This is a genomic window from Vibrio sp. 1151_11 (assembly GCF_029478525.1).
Classification (GTDB): domain Bacteria; phylum Pseudomonadota; class Gammaproteobacteria; order Enterobacterales; family Vibrionaceae; genus Vibrio; species Vibrio anguillarum.
Genome location: NZ_SHMN01000003.1, coordinates 215,145 through 234,751 on the forward strand (window position 1 = coordinate 215,145; position 19,607 = coordinate 234,751).

A 19,607-nucleotide genomic window follows, 5' to 3' on the forward strand; every position below is an offset into this window, starting at 1 on the left:
TTTTTAAGACCTCTCATTTATGAGAGCCATGTAAGATTGAATCCCTCTTATTAAGTCTTGATAATCTCCCCATCTCGTGTTGTGCCATGTTCGACTCATTTACCGTAATACCTATCGTTGAAGTAGAGCACAGGTTAACAACATCAATTTAAATCGGAATTTACACAAACATACTGAGAGAGATGTTACCTAATGACTTCTAAATTTTCGTTATGTGCGGTCGGGCTACTGTCAATAGGCAGTATCACAGCAAGTAACATTGCAATCGCATCAAGCCCTAGTGAGATAAACACCCAATTAAAATGGTCTTGGCAAGGCAGTTCATTTAAACCTGAGTCTAACCAAGTTATGGCGGCACCTATCGTTGCTCAGTTAAATGATGATAATGGTGATGGAAAAATCGACGAGAATGATATCGCTGATATTATCGTTATTACTTTTGAAGGTAATAAATATACGCAAGGTGGATTGGTTAGGGCACTAAGTGGTATCGATGGTTCTGAGCTTTGGTCGTATGATAATGGTGGCATTATAGCCGATGCTCGCTATTCTCCTGCAGTTGCAGATCTTGATGGTAATGGTGTAGTTGAAATTGTGACAACGAGCACAATCAGCCCTTACATCAATATATTAGATAATGAAGGTCAGATAAAAAAACAAATCCTGAAGAGTGCTTCAGGATGGCGCTCGGTTGGCGCAATTTCACTATCTGATTTAAACAATGATAGTTCAATTGATATTCTCTCTGCCGATGGTGTTTATAATTACGATACTGGTTTGCTATTTAGTTTAGAGTGGGCTCCATCACCGATCAGTTTTGATGCGGATGGCGATGGTATCCAAGAAGTATTTTCAAACGGCGCTCTTTATAAAAGCGATGGCTCATTTACTTGGCAATATCAAGCGAATGATACGGTTTGGTTTTCTTCCGTTGCCAACTTAGATAGCGACAATAAACCAGAAATTGTGGTATCAGTTCCGGCCTCGAAAGGCTCTGCACAAAATAGTAGCTTTGCCGTATTAGAGCATGACGGCTCAGTAAAATGGGAGGTTAATAACCTTGAAAACCCAGGCGGTGGTGTACAAGCTATCTCTAACTTCCTTGGTAATACAGCAACTAACTCTACCAATGAAATAGCTAAGTCCCCTGTTTATGGATATACCCATTTACATCACAGCCATCCAGTTAAAATAGCAGATGACAACCAACTTAAAATCCGCTCAGGAGATCTGATTGACGCTATTGGATCAACAGCAAGTAATATGGTGGGTGGTCAAGGCGGTTCACTGCATACTATTGATGCAAGCAAAGTCCGCTCTGTCGATGTAACCTACGGCAAATATAAAACGTGGTGGACATATGGCGTACTCGAGATGGAATTCACTCTCAATGATGGTTCGAAAATAACGTTAGGTTCAAAAGACTCAGCCTTTAAATACCCAGCATTAGAGTGGCGAACCAAAGAAGTTCCATATCTTGGATTGGAGTGGAGAACAAAACAAGTTTCTTACTGGTTCTTTGGCTGGCATACCAAAACAGTTTCTTACCTAGCTCCTGTTTGGAAAACTAAAACGATTCCTTATGCTGTTCCCGTCATGAAGAGCAAAGCAACCACTGAACGATACACAGTCCCAAGCAATACCCAATTGGTAGGCTTAAATGTTTGGAGCAAACCAAAACCTATCTTTACCTTCAAAAAACACGTTAATGCAGTTCAGTTTGTTGTTGGGGAAAGCATTAATGATAGTTACCTGAACACTGGTATTGTCTATGCAGGTTATCATGCTGTTGATATGTATAATGCACAAGGTAGCAAAGTTTGGTCTGTAGCAAATGATGACTATAACAGCGGTAAAATTGGTGTCTCGGCTTACGATTTCACTGGTGATGGCATTGATGAAGTTATCGTACAAGATCTTCTGAGAGTCCGTATTCTTGATGGGCGCACAGGAGCAGTATTAGCAACGATTGCTAACTCGTCGAACACCTTGTGGGAATATCCTGTTGTGGCGGATCTCGAAGGCAACAACAATGCATCGCTTATTGTGGTCGCAAATGATTATGCAAAAGAAAGCGCAATCAACCACGGCGTCTACGTTTATGAATCAGCCGATGCTGATAAACCATGGAAAAATGCAACGAGAATTTGGAACCAACATTCGTTCCATTTCTCAAACATTAACCAAGATGGCTCAGTACCAACCAATGCTCAGCCTAGTTGGCTAACACATAACACTTATCGCTCAAGTACCATTAAATAACTTGAATTTGATATAACCCCCACTACCGTCCAAGGCGGTGGTGGGGGGATGACAAAAAAAGCCTCGCCTTTTAACAAAGGCGAGGCTTTTTTATGGCCAGTACGCTGGGAATATTAGTGAAGCTTTAAGTTTGGACGCAACACACGATTAATACGGCCAACTAACATCATCAACCCTGTTTTGAACATACCGTGCAGCGCCATTTGGTGCATGCGATACAAAGAAATGTACACTACTCGCGCAATACGACCTTCAACCATCATCGAGCCTTTGGTTAAATTACCCATTAAGCTACCAACGGTAGAAAAACGACTTAATGAAACCAACGAACCGTGATCTTTATAAACATACGGTTTGAGCTCACGCCCGTTAAGCTTAGCAACAATATTCTTGAACGCTTGGCTTGCCATTTGGTGCGCTGCTTGTGCACGAGGTGGCACAAATGAACCATCGGCTTGTGTACATTGTGCTAAATCACCGATCACAAAAATATCGTCATCTCTTGTGGTTTGTAAGGTGTTTTTTACCACTAACTGATTAATGCGGTTTGTTTCCAAACCAGCAATCTCTTTCATAAAATCCGGTGCTTTGATGCCAGCAGCCCACACCATGATCTGAGCGGGAATCTTTTCGCCATCTTTAGTTGTTAGGCCATCCTTATCTGCTCGCGTGACCATAGTCGCAGTACGAACGTTGACACCTAGTTTCGTTAATTCGCTGTGCGCAGCACTAGAAATGCGAGGTGGAAGAGCGGGCAGAATACGCTCACCCGCTTCCACAAGGTTGACATTCAGTTTGCTTGAATCAAGATCGCCAAAACCATAAGTCCGCAGCTCTTTTACTGCATTATGTAGCTCTGCAGATAATTCAACACCCGTTGCACCTGCGCCAACAATCGCAATATCAACTGTACCGTTACCATTTTTCGCATGAAGTTTTAGAAACTCATTGTTCATTTCAGTACGAAAACGATTTGCCTGTTCAGGGCTATCAAGGAAGATACAATGCTCACGAACTCCTGGAGTATTGAAGTCGTTAGACGTTGAACCGATTGCCAGCACCAAAATGTCATATTCAAGCTCACGACTTGGCATTAACAATTCACCATGCTCATCTTGCAATTCACTAAGAACAATCACTTTGCGTTCACGATCGATATCAGCAAGACTACCCATTTGGAAATCAAAACGATGATTTTTTGCGTGAGCGCGATAGCTTAGCGCATCCACTCCTTCATCTAATGAACCCGTTGCCACTTCATGCAATAACGGTTTCCATAAGTGGCTTGCTTTACGATCTACTAATGTGATTTCTGCGCGATTTTTACGGCCAAGAGTGCGACCAAGTTTAGTCGCGAGCTCTAAACCACCCGCGCCACCACCGACTACGATAATTCGTGTCACAACAATAATCCTCAAAAAGAAATAAACATGATTCAGCGTGAAATCTCACACTGAAGGAATTCTCAGTAATGCGCTTGCTTCAGATAAATCTTGTTCAGCAAATGAAGCTATCTTCGCAGCACGTTTCATTAGGATAAATGCATGTAACTACACACAAATTAGGCAAATTTAAGACTTGCTCTCAATTTTTTTGATATTTATCAAAATATTTATAGTTTAATCATTATATAGAGCAAAACTCATGGTGCAACCAAAGAATTCCCCTATTTCACTACGAGATATAGAGGTGTTGGGCAATAAAAAAACGACTCACAATTGTGAGTCGTTCAGTCGAAACTATGATGCACGGATGCTTAATTTGATTCTTTAAATGCCTTCATCGCTTGCAAATGCTGTGAGATTTTCTTGAACTTATGGTTCTGGGTTTCATCCCAAATGATATCGTAATAGTTTTCAAGCTCTGCTGCTGTTTTGCTGTTGTCATGAATTTCATCTTCTTTAGATAAAATCACTAAACAGCGTCCTTTATTTTTTACCCTGTATTGCTCAACACACTTAGTCGCAATATCTTCATACTCTTCAGGGCGATCGATGCGTCCAGTCATGTTTGTTTCCGGATGCAAGTTGGGATTAAACACCACTTGCTTAATTCCGCATAAGAATCCAATCCGCTCAGACCAGAAGCCGCCGAGGCCTACGCCACAAATAATCGGATGTGGGTCATCAGACAACTCAATCACTTTATGCACTTCTTTTAGAAGATGCTGCATATCGTGTTTGGGATGCTGTGTACTGTAGTTAATAAAACGGACATCGCTGTCAATAAATTGCAATTGCAGTACTTTTTCATGGTTTCCTGGGCTTGTTGAATCAAAACCGTGCAGATAAATAATCATAATAACTCCCCACTCCTTGAGGTTTTTAATCTACCACGAAGATTGTGGTTTCAAAGACTTTAACCTTAATTTACTGCAACAAAACGACGAAACAGTGATCCTAGCTACATAATGTGCGTTTTAGATGTTCGGCTTGTTGGCGATAATAGTCATCACCCCATAATTGATGTGCTAACAAATACCATAACATGGCCATCATTGTTGCTCTTGGATGCCAAGCCACCACACCTTCGACCCAATCATCGACCCCCACAATCTCACGCAATTGACAATAACGGTAGACCGCCTCTAATGGTTTTTCTTCTGCAACATCAATGCTTAAAGCTAGGTCGAGTCGGGGGTCGGCAATTGAGGCGTATTCCCAATCAATCACGCGGTTACCTTCATCGGTTTTAACCATATTGTAGCCAGCTAAATCAAAGTGACACAAAGTCTGACCAACATCAGCAAGGTTAGGTGCGGTGCGCCAACGTTGGTATAAAGCCGACAAGTCCTCACTTTTATACTCAGCTTTGAGCTGTAGCCAATAATGATCAACCCGAGCGATAAAACTGAAAGGGGCAACTGGGATGCGTGCTGTACTGAGATTATGGATCTTTATCTGTGTTTTTAATAGAGAATCGAAAGGTAAACCACCAGTAAGGGATTGGCCATCAATCCATTCAACCAATAATCCTTGATCATTAATGGAAAGTGGCTTAGGGCCTAAGTGAGAAGATTCGATAGCAGAGAGAATTTGATATTCTTGAAAACGCGAAATGGAAAAGGCTTGAGTGATCGGCGTATTAGGCCGCCAAACAAAGCTGCGTTCCTCCGTGACAATTTTCCAACATCGGTTTGTTAACCCCCCTGTCAGCGTTTGTGCGTAGTCAGGGGGAGCAGAGAAGAATCCTTCTAGCGACGTTAAGGTACGATCAAGCTGACAAGCTTCACGCCAAGACATTCTCGCCATAAGGACCTCTTCTCTCAATTACTCGATTTTGTGATTAAAAACCGAGTAAACTTTTTGACTGCTGTTTACGAATTTCGGTTTCATCTGCCCATTCAATAAGGCCGCTTTGAAGATCCATTAAACGCATCGTCATTTTGTAATAGACGTCTTTATCGCTACCCGCATTTTTTACAATGCTCGACAAGTTGCCATACAGCATATATTGCGCGCCAACCATTTTGCCAAACTGAATGGCAGTACTTTGGTTGACCAACTCATCATTATTTTGGAAATTGAGCTGTTCGCGCACGGCTTCAACACGATCCATGTCGACGAAGCGGAACTTACCTGAATTCAACATCTTAGTACTGATGGTATCAGTGATAGATTCAGTATCAATGTGCTCACTGGTTTTATTTTTGATTCGCTCGACAAACACGATAGGACGAGAATCACGGGTAATCGCTGCTACCGAACCTGACATCATCATGCTATCAACCATTTCCCCCGCGATTTTTTGTAAATCTGTTGAACCAAAGTCAACTGTCGTCGTTTCAACGGATTGTGCATCTCCGTAGCTGACTTTATTTGAACAGCCGCCCAAAATGACAGCGAGTCCTAGCAATGCGATAATACTTTTGTTCATATTGGTTCCTTACTTTCCCAATTTAATTATTTGACCCACGGATCTGTACGCGAAACTGTTTTCCATTTGGATTGACAGAAATCTCCGACAACGACACCGTCTCCATCCCACTGATGATCTTTTGTTTCCAAGGACTTTGTCTGTTATTGACTTCAAGCCCATCATCGTCATACCAAGAAAAACGGTACTCGATAATTTGGTCACCTTGGTAATGACTCACTAAACGCACAAGTCCCCTCGTATGACCATCCACTTGGTTAGTTGCAATATCTTCAACAACCAAGCGATTACCTAATACATTGTCGCCAAATAGCACTTTTTGCGAAGCGCCATCAACTCTTAATCCTGCGGTATTTTCAGCACATCCAATCAATGAGAATGTGACTAACAACCCCAATATCCACTTTTTCATTACAATCTTCCTAGTTGTTTATGCCAGATGGTTGAATGACGTCCTTGACGAGAAATCCACACCAAAGTAGTTCCTTTTTCCGGTACAGAAAACTGATATTCTTGCTCTCCCACCCTTATCCGTTGCTCGCCTGCATTGACTTGCAGACTGGCCGTTTGCACCAGCCCTGGCAGCGTTAGCCAACTGCGCGTATCGGGCTGCTCTGTCAGCAGATTCCAAACGTTGAAGACTAAATTACCAACATTGTCATCTTTGGCCGCTTCCTTGCGCAATTGATCTTTTGCGAGCACCCTCAACGCTTGCCTTATTACTATAGAGGGCATTTTCTCCGACAAGTTTCGGCTTGCCATTAAATTCACATCCGTCAGAAAATGAGAAGTCAGTACTTTGTCATTCATCTTTAGCGATGAAAATGATTCAACGGATGTATTAGGATAATAAGGTAAGGCGAGAGAATACAATGCACCATTTCCTCTGCTGTCATACAAGGGTAAAGATTGACGCCAGCTATCTAAGGCTTTCACCACACTCTGCTCTTCTATTATAATTACACGACCTTGAGAAGCCGTCAGTGAATGAGATTTCCCGTAGCGTTTCTCTAATTGGATTAGGTCTTCTCTCATCCCTAATCGTTTCGCAACGCGTAATGTCCCCTCTATGACCTCGATATTATCGGGAGTGACTGCCAAAGCGCGTCGATAGTCGACATAGGCACTGTTAAGATCACCAGAGGCTTCATAAAGCAAAGCAGAAAGGTAAAAAAGGTAACCATTCTGCACCGCCTGCAAAGCTTTTCCTGCATCAGGGTAGTTTGCTAGTACGCTGCCTAAGTTTGGTGTCACACCTTGTGATTTTAGCTCTTTTTGCGCCTTTTCAAGTTCCGCTTCTCTAGCCTGCCTTGCTTGCTCTTGTACCTGATTCGCTCGCCGAACCTCAACCAGAGCTCCATCCAAATCATTCTGTTGTAAATAATTCAAACCGAGATAAAGATGTAAAAAACCAAGTTCATAATCAGCAGGAACGTATTCCATCAAGTTATCATTCACAGCCAACGCACCGACACTTGTCGCCGTATCACTTAGTGAAATCAATGCCTTATCTTGTTGAACTTTAACCGCAGAATCACTCAATTCGAAACTACGCTTACTGTCTACATAATTCTGGTTAAGAAAATGGACTCGCCCTTTTTCCAGATTGTCCAGAATGTCACCCGCGACAAATTCCGCAAGTTCATTCTCCGCATCTTGATACTGCCCAGATTTAACTGACTGATAGACAGCGCCATTTTGAGCACTGTAATGACTAAACAAGTTCCCCGCAGAAAAATTAGCACAGGCATTGAGAAAAAAAGGCGATAAAAAAACCGTAATATGTCGCACGTAACGCTTCACTCAATACTCCATATTTAACTCTAATCGTATCAATCGAGCGCCCAATAGTGGCTGGGCGACCCATGCATTAGCTCATCAAAAGCGGACCCAACGGGCGACCACCAACCAAGTGCATATGAATGTGGTAAACCTCTTGGCCACCATGAGCGTTACAATTCACTATCAAGCGATAGCCATCTTGTGCAAGACCTTCTTGTTGAGCGATTTTTTTTGCCACTGTAAACATACGTCCCATAGCCGCTTCATGCTCAGGTTCAACATCGTTGGTCGTCGGAATAAACGCATTGGGAATGATAAGAATATGGCTAGGCGCTCTAGGGTTAATGTCCCGAAAGGCGGTCACTAAATCATCTTGATAGAGGATATCTGCAGGAATTTCTTTACGGATAATTTTGCTAAAAATGGTTTCTTCAGCCATGAAATACTCCTCTAGTAAATAGGCCTACGCAGTCACATCAAAGTACATTAGATCGAGATAAGTGGTTCAAGGCTAATACCTAAGTGGCCCACGACAACATATCGACAACCGATAGAACCGATAGAACCGACAGAACCGACAGAACCGACAGAACCGACACTAATTTGACCTTAATGCTACTGAATATAATAGGTGTGTAGTTGGATTTGAGTATGCGTGAACCCTGTCAAAAGCTCAATAAAAAACACCGTACGCGTAGCATAAATGACAGAACACTAATATAAAAAATGCGTTTTGCCAGGCCCGTCATAAAATGTACGTCTCACATTCAATACAATACTCATTATTTTGTTATTTTTTAAAACAAAACACTATTTTTCTAGGGAGAGGATTATGAAGGGTTCAGTGATTAGGCGAATGTACGCTGGTTTCACACTGATCATCATCATGTTTGCAGTAACGACCGCCATTATGATGGGAGGAATGAATCAAATTCATTCTAATTTCGAAAGTGTATCAACCACCGCCTTACCGCTCGTTTCTTTGTCAAACAAAACAAGTGTTCAACTGCTTTCTGCCGATAAATCTTTTAAGGACTTTTTGACGACACAAAACCAAGATCGCATGAATGTGATGCGTTCAGAATTTGCTAAAGCAAAACAAGATTTTGCTGACGTGCTAAACCAGCTCCAACAAGCAAGTGCAATGAACCCCTCTCTTGAAGAGCGGATAAGCCAACTTAAACAGATGGAACTCCGCTACTTTTCAGAAGCAGAACAAGCCATGAATAATTATCAGGCGATGTTTGAGGCGCAAGCTCAAGTGCAAAAATCAACTCGTGAATTTCAAAGACTTCATGCCGATTTAAGCACAGGAATGAAAGATTTTGTCGATGGGCAAAATAGCATTTCAGTTAAAGTCATGGCGAAAAGTTATTTCATTAAATTGAAAGATGCGGAATTAATCACTTCAGACGCTTTGTCCAGTTCGGATGTCGCCTTTGTTGACAAGGCCGTCACCATGAATAAAAAAGCAGTCACGCACCTCAACTACGCTTACCGAGGCTTATCGACCCAATTACCTGAACTGAAAAAAACATTTGACGATCTCGTCCAAAAATTCTCTCAAGATATTGGGCAAAAGGGTGGTGTGCTTGATCAACACAATAGTTACTTACTAGCGAAAACAGCTCTTTATGAAAACATTGCGAATTTGGCTATCGAGGTCGATAAAGCAATGACGATTTTAGACTCTTTTAACGATACTGCGACCGACGGTTTAAATGCCTCTCTGCGAGAAGCCGGGGAAGTCTATAAGCAAGGAGTTATTAAAGCGATCGTGATTGGTATTGCGGTTGTACTAGTGGCTACGGGTATTGGTTACCACATTGCGCAAAGTGTTCGTGAGCCGTTAAATCGTATACTCAAAACGCTAGAAGGGCTAACAAAAGGAGATATGACACAGCGCATTGAAATTCGTTACAACAACGAGTTTAGTCGCTTAAGTGGCCACATCAATTCGCTAGCAGATAATTTGCACCATATTTTGGTGCAGTTGAATGATGCTTCTGAAAATTTAACCAACACAGCTAACCATAACCAAACCACCTCTTCAAAAGCACAGTCACAACTCAGCACCCAACGTGAGCAAACCGCGAGCGTGGCAACCGCAATGACAGAAATGGCTCATTCAGTACAAGAAGTAGCACAAAGTGCTCAAAGTTCGCTAGAGATGGTGCAGAAAGTTGAATCGGCTTCTGAATCGGGCCGTAAAATTATGAGTGACAATATCACTACTATTAATCAATTGGAGACTCGCTTAAATCAATCGGTTGATGCTGTCGGTGAACTACAAAAGATGAGCAGCCAAATTGGTTCTATCTTGGATGTGATTCGTAACATTGCAGAACAAACCAACTTATTGGCGCTCAATGCCGCGATTGAAGCAGCTCGTGCTGGAGAGCAAGGGCGCGGGTTTGCAGTCGTAGCAGACGAAGTTCGTGTTTTGGCAAAACGCACAACGGATTCGACGTCTGAAATTGAAAGTATGATCAGCAACTTGCAATCCAGCTCATCTTCTGCCAGTACTGTTATTGAAAGCTGCATGACTGATATGGAACTTTCTGTCGAGCAAGCATCAACGGCGAATAGCGCAATGGAAGAGATCCAAGCGTTAATTCTAGAAATCAGTCAGATGAGTACTCATATTACACAGGCGGCCGCCGAGCAGAGTGAAACAACCGGTGACATTGCACGCAGTATCGAGGATATTAATTTAATCGCAGATGGTAGCTATCAAGCCATGTCTCAAATTGCACAGGCAAGCGCCAGCCTAACTCAGCTTGCTAATCAGCAGAATGAATTAGTCCATCGTTTTACATTATGAGTGACCGTTAACAAACTCAACCCCATTTGTAAGTTACATGTAAATTATGTCTCAAGGGCAGCTTTTAATCTAAAGTCGCCCTTGTTTTTTTGATGCCACATCGTTATATGATAACTATCGGCTTGCGCATTATTATCTACCTCCTACTCTTTGCAAGCCAAACATGAGGATGATCTATGGCTGTTCATGTTGGCATTATCGACCAAGACCCTATTCGCTTGGTTACTCCCCTGCTTGATAATCGAACGGTAAGTTCGCACATTGTCTTCATCGGTGATCAAGACCAAAAATCAATGTATTTACGTTTACACTCGGTATTGAGTCAGCGCGACATCACTTCTGAGTTTTTTGAAATCCCATCGGGTTCCAATACCTCAGCAATCAAACAAGCTATCCAGTTTTTAGCGGAAGATTTGAAAACCAGATACGACGAAGTCAAGCTGAACGCAAGTTGTGGTTTGAGACATCGTTTATTATCCGTTTATGAGGTGTTCCGTAGCTACCAATGGCCTATTTTTGTCGTCGAACCGAACAGTGATCAGTTGTGTTGGCTTTATCCCGATAGTCAAAATAATACCCAAGTGCAAGACCACATTACCATTTCAGATTACTTAACCATTTTTGGCGCACGGGGTGAATTTAGTGAGCATCATATTCCGCCACAACTTGACCAAAAACTTTACGAACTCGGCGAGCGCTGGGCAAGTAATGCATTAGAACTTGGTCCTGGTTTAGCCACATTAAACTATTTAGCGACGACGTGCCGCAAAGAGCAGCGGCTAGATGTTGCACTTTCAGAAAAACAACAAGGGTATCGTGAACTTCATATTCTGTTGACCGATCTGGTCGAAGCACAAATCGCCACCTATCAAAATGGCATTTTAACCTTCGCCAACGAAGATGCGCGCCGATTTTCCAATGGAGAATGGTTAGAAACATTAGTGCACAGTACAATAAGGCAGATCCAAGATGATATGCCAACCATTCAAGATCGCTCTTTGAATGTTCAAGTCTACCGTCAATTAGGTGAGCGAGAAGTCAGAAATGAACTCGATGTCGCTACAGTGGTAAATAACAAACTGCATATTATTGAATGTAAAACGAAAGGTATGCGTGATGACGGCGATGATACGCTTTATAAGCTAGAATCATTACGTGATTTGCTTGGTGGGCTACAAGCTCGCGCTATGCTCGTGAGCTTTCGCCCGCTCCGCCATAATGACATTACTCGTGCAGAAGATTTAGGGTTGGCCTTAATCGGCCCAGATGAACTGAAAGATTTAAAATTACATTTAGCCGCTTGGTTCAAAGAAGCGGGTGGTAACGAAGATATCTAACCTACAAAAAAGCCCGTTTCATACGGGCTTTTTTGTACAGTGAAACGAATTTTCTAATGATCATCTTCTGTAAAATTTGTCGGTAACGTTGTTTTCATTTGATTCCATATGTGAGCGCTGTCAATGCCGTAATGACGGATCACAATCGGCAACTGCTCACGATTGCCACTTTCACATACTGCTAATAATTCACGGTAAAACTGCAAGGCTAACTCGCGTGCTTCTGGATTAGAAAAATAATAGCTGCCGACTCGGTCATATAATTTCTTTAGCCCATTAAAAATCAAACCATAAATTTGATTTCCTGAGTGAAACGCTAAACGCTGAAATAACATGTAATCGTAAAAGTTAAAGGTTTTCGCAATCAATATTTGCTGACGTTTATATTCGTCTTTTTCACCATCATCTTTAATATGCTGTTGGATTTTCTGTGCATAAGGAGATAACTCCATAAAAGAATCCCAAGATTTGGCACTTAATAGTGCTTCACAGCTTTCGATAACATTAGTAATAGTGCGCTCGGCAGGCTCTTTGTTCACTTTAAATGCATAACGCATAAATATGGGGCTAATATTTGTCCGAGCCGCAAGTAAATCTTCCACAATACTGGTGGCATTTTCAGCATCGAGCGTCATTAATGTATCTAATATGTGTAAACCGGAAGTTTCCATAAATTGGTTTACTTTTGTTGGCTTACCATGCTGTATAGTCAACCAACCATCACGGGCTAAGCGTTGTAATACTTCTCGAAGCGTTGTACGTGTTACACCAATTAATTCTGAAAGTTCGCGCTCTGCAGGTAAGATAGAACCCGGTGCAAAGCGACCATTCCAAATGCTCTCAATTATGTATTTTTCAGCAAAACCTGCTGGGCTTTTTGCCTTAATGACCATTAAGTACTTATCCAGTTTTCTATTTATTTGGGTCGAATGGGACTCATCATACCACTAGTTGAACGTTATCGGAAACAAACCATCCGCGAAGTTATCACAAACAAAATAGAGCTTAAACTCTAATTTATTCATCTTGTTTATGAACAATACCGAGTCAATGAAATAGCAGTTTTTAGCAGTTCTTCAAAAGGAAGAACACATAAGAGTAGAAAAAATAAAGAGATATAACTCACATTAATAAACTTAAAATAATCAATTTAAGCTTGCAAAATTCGCTCTTTTTAGTCATTTAGATGCCTATTACCTTAACTCCACTTCAAAATACGGCTCGGCGTGAATTTTTCACAACTCTTATGCTATGCTTACCCAACTTTGATCGCGTTTTTGACCAAAATATCGGTAAGTGTTTTATCAATAACCTGATTATTATTGACTAAAAAAGCTTGCGGAGTAGAGTGACGGTCGAAGTAAGGATTGCTTGTCTCACTCAAGGAGTGTCTTGGTAAAACCATAATCCCTAAACGGTTTGTTGTTTCGCTAGAACATTGCCGATAGATACTGTTTTCGTGTTTAACACGTTCTATTTGGCCACTTCACATAATGAATTAAAGATAAGCTGACAGCGTCTATCATCTCAACAGTAAGAGAACTACCCATGCCGATGTCCCTCGGAAGCGCTTTTCTCAAGAACTTTCTTGGTAAAGCCCCTGACTGGTACAAAGTTGCCATTATTGCTTTTCTCATTATCAACCCGATTGTTTTCTTTTTGGTCGACCCATTTATTGCTGGTTGGCTACTTGTGGTTGAATTCATTTTCACCCTAGCGATGGCGCTTAAATGCTATCCCCTGCAACCTGGTGGCTTACTGGCTATCGAAGCTATCGCCATTGGGATGACCAGTGCAGAGCAAGTAAAACATGAGCTTGTGAATAACATCGAAGTTCTGCTGCTACTGGTGTTTATGGTGGCTGGTATCTATTTCATGAAACAGCTATTGCTGTTCATCTTCACCAAAATACTCCTTGGTATTCGTTCAAAAGCGATGCTTTCGGTCGCCTTTTGCATTACAGCTGCTTTCCTGTCTGCATTTTTGGATGCTTTAACAGTTATTGCCGTGGTCATCAGTGTCGCCGTTGGGTTTTACTCGATTTATCACAAAGTGGCATCGGGACAAGGAACAAGCTCCGCTCATGACCATACTCAAGATGAGCATATCTCAGAACTAACACGTGATGACCTAGAAAACTATCGTGCGTTTTTGCGCTCACTACTGATGCATGCTGGCGTAGGTACCGCTTTAGGCGGGGTGATGACCATGGTTGGTGAACCACAAAACTTGATCATCGCCGATCAAGCAGGTTGGTTTTTTGGCGAGTTTATCATCCGTATGTCTCCGGTAACCGTACCTGTTTTTCTCTGTGGTATTTTGACCTGTGTATTGGTTGAAAAGCTGAAGCTATTTGGTTACGGCGCAGAATTACCCGCTAACGTTCGTCAAATTCTGGTCGATTTTGACACGGCTGAGCGCAAAAATCGAACCAATCAAGACGTCGCAAAACTTTGGATCCAAGGCGCTATTGCTGTCTGGCTGATTGTTGGATTGGCACTGCACTTAGCGGCAGTGGGTTTGATTGGTCTTTCAGTTATTATTTTGGCGACAGCATTTACTGGTGTGATAGAAGAACATTCGCTAGGCAAAGCATTTGAAGAAGCCCTACCCTTTACGGCGCTGCTGGCGGTATTCTTCTCCATCGTAGCCGTAATTATCGATCAACAACTCTTTAAACCAGTTATCGATGCTGTGTTGAATGTTGAAGATAAAGGGGCTCAGCTTGCTCTCTTCTATGTGGCTAACGGGCTTTTGTCGATGGTTTCGGATAACGTTTTCGTTGGCACTGTCTATATTAATGAAGTCAAAACAGCGCTACTAGAAGGTGTTATCACGCGTGACCAATTCGATTTATTGGCTGTCGCGATTAACACAGGTACGAACTTACCGTCAGTAGCAACACCAAACGGTCAAGCCGCTTTCTTATTCTTATTAACATCAGCACTTGCACCATTGATCCGCCTTTCTTATGGCAAAATGGTCATCATGGCTCTGCCCTACACGATTGTATTGGCATTAGTTGGCCTGTTTGGCATTGTCTTCTTAGTTGAACCCATGACTGCGCATTTTTATGACTTAGGGTGGATTACGCACCATTCAGCCAAAGCAGTTCAAGCAATCTCTGCCGGGCATTAAAATATTCGGTTGATAATGAAACTTATCTAAGTTAAAAAGCTCTGAACTATCAGGGCTTTTTATTTTTTACAGGTATTGAATGTGACTTTTTTTTCTACTCTGAAACTGTTCTCTCAATCGAGAAAATCTTGGTTTTTATTACTTCTTTTTGTGGTTTTTTTTGAGGCTTGTGCGCTTTTTTTTCAGCACATCATGATGCTCGCACCGTGTGTGATGTGCATTTATGAACGTGTGGCGATGCTAGGAATTGGCGGAGCGGCTCTGCTTGGCTTAATCGCACCCAATAATCCGATTGTTCGTTGGATTGGACTCGTTGCTTGGGGAGCCAGTGCTTATAAAGGTTTGACCTTAGCTCTGCAACATGTGGATTACCAATTCAACCCTTCTCCTTTTGCCACTTGTGATTTATTTGTCACTTTCCCCAGCTGGGCACCACTCAATCAATGGGCACCTTGGATGTTCGAAGCTTACGGTGACTGTTCGAAAGTGGTATGGCAATTTTTAACGCTTTCCATGCCACAGTGGCTAGTGGTCATCTATGCTGCTAACTTGCTGGTGCTCGCTTTTGTTGTTTTAGCTCAGTTCGCGAAAACCCCCGTCAATAAGCTGCGGTAATAACCTGCTTGATCAAAAAAGGCACCTCGCTAAGAGATGCCTTTTGGCTGATTCACATCGCTTACTCTGACGCAAGCAGCGGATCAACATTAATATACTTACCAATTTGTTGCCGTTTTACCGTTGGCACATAGGGTATTTCACCAAGCTTAGGCGCTGGAATGCGCGATTCCAACATTGCAATAATTTCAGCGTAATGCTCAGTTCCGGGGTTCACTCGGTTGGCTACCCAGCCAACAATCTTCAACCCGTCGGCAATAATACTTTCCGCTGTTAAAATTGCATGGCTTAAGCAACCTAGCTTAATCCCTACCACTAATACCACTGGTAGTTGTTCTTGTTTAACCCAAGTAGACAAGCAGTCGGTATCAGAGATCGGAACGCGCCAACCACCAGCACCTTCGATCAACACAATGTCAGCGTTCGCTTTATGCTTAGCTAATTTGCTACTGAGCACGCCATAATCAATCTCGACGTGTTCATGTTTTGCGGCGATATGTGGTGATGTAGGGAGCGCTAAAGAATATGGATTCACATCACCATAGGGCATCTCTTTGGTTGCCGCTTTCATCAGATGTAATGCATCTGAGTTGCGTAAGCCAAATTCCGTTTTTTCGCTACCAGCGGCAACGGGTTTGTAGCCAATAGTCACCAAATCCTTGGCAGCTAATGCTTGTAGAATCGCTTTTGAAGCGACCGTTTTTCCAACGTCGGTGTCCGTACCCGCAATAAAAAATGCATCAATCATCGATGTATAACCCCTAAACAAACCTGATAAGTTGCAGGTAGAAGACCTTGATGGTTTTGAAATGTTTGGTATGCCTGCTCAACTTGCAGTAGAGCCCTACGGCTTGTTAACCCTTGTGAGCGTCCACTTACGTGATTTGCACCAATTCCTTTAAGATCTCTCATCAAGGAAAAGGCTTTGTCATACCAAACTGTGATCGAAGGCAAGTCTAGTTGATGGTGGTAACAGTGAGATTGCGCTAACGCAATTTTTACCTGATTGAGTGTGATGAAATCATTGACGTGTTGATGTGTATCAATTTTTGTCCACGCTTGTTTCAGTTCAAACAGCGAACCGTCCAATAATGTCGAAAAATAAGCCATCCCTTGTGGTTTCAATACGCGGTGAATTTGTCGCAGTGGTAGAACAAGGTCATCACACCACTGCAGCGCTAAGCTAGAAAAAACGTAATCAAAAGAGGCGTTGGCGAAAGGAAGCGCCTCAGCATCGGCTTGATAGTAGGTGACGCCAACATCACCACAACGTATTTTAGCTTGTACTAGCATCTCACTGGAGAGGTCAGCACATACCACATACGCCCCTCTACGCCGCAGTTGCTCTGAAAAATAGCCCGTACCACAACCAAGATCGAGCACTCTTTTCCCTACTAGACTGTGCGGCATTTTGTCCAATAAACGGTGTCCTACGTCACGTTGAAAAGCGGCATGTACATCATAATGCTTTGCCGCGCGGCTAAAAGAATGGGCAATGGCGGCTTTGTCATGCAGCGCATTTATCTCTATCGCATGAGTTTGTGACATATTCAGCTCTCCTCTAGCGCACGTTGCAGTTGTGTGGTTAGTTGATCTATGTCAGCAATAGTGTGGTTGGCGGTTAGAGTGATACGCAATCGGGCACGGCCTTGAGCCACCGTTGGTGGGCGAATCGCGGTCAACCAACACCCGTGATGTCGCAATTGATCGGCGATATTCAATGCTGTTTGCGCCTCACCAACAAGGTAGGGCTTGATTGGCGTTAGCGTTTCAACATAGCCATCGAAACCTTGCATAGATTCAGCGTAATAAGCTTGCAGCTCAGTTAGTTTTTCTCTGCGCCAAGACTGCTGAGTGACCATTGAAATAGCATGAGTTACTGCATAAGCTTGCGCTGGCGGCATGGCTGTAGAATAGACGTGGTGACGAGCAAACTGCGTAAGAAAGTCACCCACCTCTTGATTGCATAAGATAGCTGCACCCGATAACCCTAAGGCTTTGCCAAAGGTCACCACTAAGAGCTGTGGTTTTATTCCTGCCGCACTGCAACTGCCGGCCCCACCCTCGCCCAACACACCGATGCCGTGTGCATCATCGACTACCAACCACGCTTCACCTTGCAGTGCATCCGTGATTTCGCACAGCGGTGCACAATCACCATCCATGCTAAAGACCCCTTCAGTCACCACTAATGTATGACTATCGCTGTTAAGCTGTTGCTTAAGATGAGTGACATCGTTGTGCCGAAAACGCTTCATACTGGCTGCGCAAAGCATTCCTGCTTCCATCAAAGAGGCGTGGTTAAGTTTATCTTGCAGTAGCAAATCGTCTTTATTGAGCAGGCTAAACAACAGTGCCTGATTGGCACTAAACCCCGATCCAAACAAAATGGCTCGCTCATAACCTAGCCACTCACACAAGTTAGCTTCAAGGTTGCGATGGGCTGAGCTAAAGCCTGTGACCAAAGGAGACGCGCCACTACCGCAACCATACATACTCAGCCCTTGCTGCCAAGCGGCAATCAATTCTGAGTCGTGCGCAAGGCCAAGGTAATCGTTACTGGAAAAGTTAAGATACTGGCGGCCATCTTTGCACAATCGAACCTGGTTACCCCCCTCAAGCTCGATAAGAGAGCGAGAAAGCCCAAGATCGCGACGAGCACTGAGCGCCGCTGAAATACGTGAATTAAACGCTGGCATCGTAGAAAAGATCATCTTTAGTAGGACGATCTGCCACCCGTTTTACGACACGTTCAAGCAACTCACTTTCTGCAATTTCATCCGGTTTTTGGCTCACTTGTTGGCTATTGATACCCAGTTTTTTAAATAACTGCATATCGCTATCTTCATCAGGATTAGGAGTCGTTAGCAACTTGCAACCGTAGAAAATGGAGTTTGCACCTGCCATAAAGCACAGCGCTTGCATCTGCTCATTCATATTTTCACGTCCAGCCGATAAACGCACCGCCGATTGTGGCATCATGATGCGAGCAACGGCAATCAGACGAATAAAATCAAACGCTTCGACATCTTCGGCTTGCTCTAACGGTGTGCCTTTCACTTTGACCAGCATATTAATCGGTACACTTTCAGGATGGGTTGGTAAGTTCGCTAATTCCACCAACAGGCCAGCGCGGTCATTAGCGCTCTCTCCCATACCGATAATTCCCCCAGAGCAGATCTTCATTCCTGCATCGCGCACGTGCGATAAGGTATCAAGGCGATCTTGATAGGTTCGGGTGGTGATAATGTTGCCATAGTATTCAGGTGAGGTATCTAGGTTGTGGTTGTAATAATCAAGCCCTGCACTGGCCAACTCGCTTGCTTGATCAGGCGTTAGCATGCCCAACGTCATACACGTTTCCAAGCCCATCTCTTTCACGCCACTGATCATCTCTTTCAAGAGAGGCATATCACGCGCTTTCGGGTTTTTCCACGCCGCTCCCATGCAAAAGCGGGTCGACCCAGAGCGCTTCGCTTTTTGCGCCGCGTCTAACACCCGCTCGACTTCCATTAACCGTTCTTTATCAACATCAGTCCGGTAATGCGCACTCTGCGGGCAATATTTACAATCTTCAGGACACGCCCCCGTCTTAATAGAAAGTAACGTGCTGACTTGAACATAATTTTTGGGATGGTATTGACGATGTACTTGCTGCGCTTCAAACAGTAGATCCATAAACGGCTTTTCGACCAGTGCGTTCACCTCAGCAACGGTCCAGTTATGACGAACTTCCACATCTCTTCCTTATTCAGTTTTATTATTTTGTTGCT

The 19,607-nt window shown here is 43.1% G+C and carries 17 protein-coding genes; 5 read left to right on the top strand and 12 right to left on the bottom strand.

Features of this window, described 5'->3' with window-relative positions; all coding sequences use genetic code 11:
* Positions 1-192: 192 nt before the first annotated feature.
* On the top strand, positions 193-2,262 hold the full coding sequence (locus tag EXZ60_RS04045) for a beta-prism lectin domain-containing protein (RefSeq protein WP_277435318.1): 2,070 nt from the start codon (positions 193-195) through the stop codon (positions 2,260-2,262).
* Between the two features lie 113 nt (positions 2,263-2,375).
* Here EXZ60_RS04045 and EXZ60_RS04050 read toward each other — a convergent pair whose 3' ends face one another.
* From EXZ60_RS04050 to hinT, 7 genes are all read right to left on the bottom strand, one after another.
* Positions 2,376-3,665 (bottom strand): NAD(P)/FAD-dependent oxidoreductase, encoded by a 1,290-nt coding sequence (locus tag EXZ60_RS04050; RefSeq protein WP_026028144.1) that lies wholly within the window; start codon positions 3,663-3,665, stop codon positions 2,376-2,378.
* A 353-nt stretch (positions 3,666-4,018) separates the two neighbouring features.
* On the bottom strand, positions 4,019-4,561 hold the full coding sequence (gene ycfP / locus EXZ60_RS04055) for an alpha/beta hydrolase YcfP (protein ID WP_013856523.1): 543 nt from the start codon (positions 4,559-4,561) through the stop codon (positions 4,019-4,021).
* A 100-nt stretch (positions 4,562-4,661) separates the two neighbouring features.
* Positions 4,662-5,513, bottom strand: coding sequence for a phosphotransferase (locus tag EXZ60_RS04060; protein WP_038172104.1), 852 nt, complete (start codon positions 5,511-5,513; stop codon positions 4,662-4,664).
* A 34-nt stretch (positions 5,514-5,547) separates the two neighbouring features.
* Positions 5,548-6,138 (bottom strand): penicillin-binding protein activator LpoB, encoded by a 591-nt coding sequence (gene lpoB, locus EXZ60_RS04065; RefSeq protein WP_194568350.1) that lies wholly within the window; start codon positions 6,136-6,138, stop codon positions 5,548-5,550.
* A 22-nt stretch (positions 6,139-6,160) separates the two neighbouring features.
* Positions 6,161-6,550 carry a YcfL family protein gene (locus tag EXZ60_RS04070; RefSeq protein WP_013856520.1) on the bottom strand — a complete coding sequence of 130 codons (390 nt, stop codon included), beginning with the start codon at positions 6,548-6,550 and terminating at the stop codon, positions 6,161-6,163.
* Positions 6,550-7,941 (bottom strand): hypothetical protein, encoded by a 1,392-nt coding sequence (locus EXZ60_RS04075; protein WP_277435319.1) that lies wholly within the window; start codon positions 7,939-7,941, stop codon positions 6,550-6,552. Before EXZ60_RS04075 ends, EXZ60_RS04070 begins: the two co-directional genes overlap by 1 nt.
* A 67-nt stretch (positions 7,942-8,008) precedes the next feature.
* Complete coding sequence (gene hinT / locus EXZ60_RS04080; RefSeq protein WP_094166200.1) at positions 8,009-8,359, bottom strand: purine nucleoside phosphoramidase; 351 nt, start codon at positions 8,357-8,359, stop codon at positions 8,009-8,011.
* A 393-nt stretch (positions 8,360-8,752) separates the two neighbouring features.
* Between hinT and EXZ60_RS04085 the strand changes: the two genes are divergently transcribed.
* Both EXZ60_RS04085 and EXZ60_RS04090 read left to right on the top strand, forming a co-directional pair.
* Positions 8,753-10,744, top strand: a complete 1,992-nt coding sequence (locus EXZ60_RS04085; protein WP_277435320.1) for a methyl-accepting chemotaxis protein — start codon at positions 8,753-8,755, stop codon at positions 10,742-10,744.
* Between the two features lie 176 nt (positions 10,745-10,920).
* Positions 10,921-12,081, top strand: a complete 1,161-nt coding sequence (locus EXZ60_RS04090; protein WP_277435321.1) for a DUF1887 family protein — start codon at positions 10,921-10,923, stop codon at positions 12,079-12,081.
* A gap of 53 nt (positions 12,082-12,134) precedes the next feature.
* Here the strand turns inward: EXZ60_RS04090 and fadR are convergent, their stop codons facing one another.
* Positions 12,135-12,974, bottom strand: a complete 840-nt coding sequence (gene fadR / locus EXZ60_RS04095) for a fatty acid metabolism transcriptional regulator FadR (protein ID WP_010319711.1) — start codon at positions 12,972-12,974, stop codon at positions 12,135-12,137.
* 655 nt (positions 12,975-13,629) lie between these two features.
* On the opposite strand from fadR, the gene nhaB reads away from it, so the two are divergent.
* Positions 13,630-15,219 carry a Na(+)/H(+) antiporter NhaB gene (gene nhaB, locus EXZ60_RS04100; RefSeq protein ID WP_013856514.1) on the top strand — a complete coding sequence of 530 codons (1,590 nt, stop codon included), beginning with the start codon at positions 13,630-13,632 and terminating at the stop codon, positions 15,217-15,219.
* An 81-nt stretch (positions 15,220-15,300) separates the two neighbouring features.
* The gene (dsbB, locus tag EXZ60_RS04105; protein ID WP_176429497.1) at positions 15,301-15,834 is read left to right on the top strand and encodes a disulfide bond formation protein DsbB; all 534 of its coding nucleotides are present in this window, start codon (positions 15,301-15,303) and stop codon (positions 15,832-15,834) included.
* Between the two features lie 61 nt (positions 15,835-15,895).
* Here the strand turns inward: dsbB and bioD are convergent, their stop codons facing one another.
* From bioD to bioB, 4 genes are read right to left on the bottom strand one after another with little or no spacing between them, the layout of a single operon-like run.
* Positions 15,896-16,582 (bottom strand): dethiobiotin synthase, encoded by a 687-nt coding sequence (bioD, locus tag EXZ60_RS04110; RefSeq protein ID WP_038148451.1) that lies wholly within the window; start codon positions 16,580-16,582, stop codon positions 15,896-15,898.
* Positions 16,579-17,382 (bottom strand): malonyl-ACP O-methyltransferase BioC, encoded by an 804-nt coding sequence (bioC, locus tag EXZ60_RS04115; RefSeq protein WP_064625581.1) that lies wholly within the window; start codon positions 17,380-17,382, stop codon positions 16,579-16,581. Before bioC ends, bioD begins: the two co-directional genes overlap by 4 nt.
* A gap of 2 nt (positions 17,383-17,384) precedes the next feature.
* The gene (gene bioF, locus EXZ60_RS04120; protein ID WP_170888750.1) at positions 17,385-18,548 is read right to left on the bottom strand and encodes an 8-amino-7-oxononanoate synthase; all 1,164 of its coding nucleotides are present in this window, start codon (positions 18,546-18,548) and stop codon (positions 17,385-17,387) included.
* On the bottom strand, positions 18,520-19,572 hold the full coding sequence (gene bioB / locus EXZ60_RS04125) for a biotin synthase BioB (RefSeq protein ID WP_277435322.1): 1,053 nt from the start codon (positions 19,570-19,572) through the stop codon (positions 18,520-18,522). Before bioB ends, bioF begins: the two co-directional genes overlap by 29 nt.
* Positions 19,573-19,607 lie beyond the last annotated feature (35 nt).

Coding starts and splice junctions, on each gene's coding strand:
- bioC (WP_064625581.1), bottom strand. CDS start 17,382: ATGTCACAAACTCATGCGATAGAGATAAATGCGCTGCATGACAAAGCC.
- EXZ60_RS04045 (WP_277435318.1), top strand. CDS start 193: ATGACTTCTAAATTTTCGTTATGTGCGGTCGGGCTACTGTCAATAGGC.
- ycfP (WP_013856523.1), bottom strand. CDS start 4,561: ATGATTATTTATCTGCACGGTTTTGATTCAACAAGCCCAGGAAACCAT.
- EXZ60_RS04085 (WP_277435320.1), top strand. CDS start 8,753: ATGAAGGGTTCAGTGATTAGGCGAATGTACGCTGGTTTCACACTGATC.
- EXZ60_RS04090 (WP_277435321.1), top strand. CDS start 10,921: ATGGCTGTTCATGTTGGCATTATCGACCAAGACCCTATTCGCTTGGTT.
- bioF (WP_170888750.1), bottom strand. CDS start 18,548: ATGATCTTTTCTACGATGCCAGCGTTTAATTCACGTATTTCAGCGGCG.
- lpoB (WP_194568350.1), bottom strand. CDS start 6,138: ATGAACAAAAGTATTATCGCATTGCTAGGACTCGCTGTCATTTTGGGC.
- EXZ60_RS04070 (WP_013856520.1), bottom strand. CDS start 6,550: ATGAAAAAGTGGATATTGGGGTTGTTAGTCACATTCTCATTGATTGGA.
- bioD (WP_038148451.1), bottom strand. CDS start 16,582: ATGATTGATGCATTTTTTATTGCGGGTACGGACACCGACGTTGGAAAA.
- hinT (WP_094166200.1), bottom strand. CDS start 8,359: ATGGCTGAAGAAACCATTTTTAGCAAAATTATCCGTAAAGAAATTCCT.
- EXZ60_RS04060 (WP_038172104.1), bottom strand. CDS start 5,513: ATGGCGAGAATGTCTTGGCGTGAAGCTTGTCAGCTTGATCGTACCTTA.
- nhaB (WP_013856514.1), top strand. CDS start 13,630: ATGCCGATGTCCCTCGGAAGCGCTTTTCTCAAGAACTTTCTTGGTAAA.
- fadR (WP_010319711.1), bottom strand. CDS start 12,974: ATGGTCATTAAGGCAAAAAGCCCAGCAGGTTTTGCTGAAAAATACATA.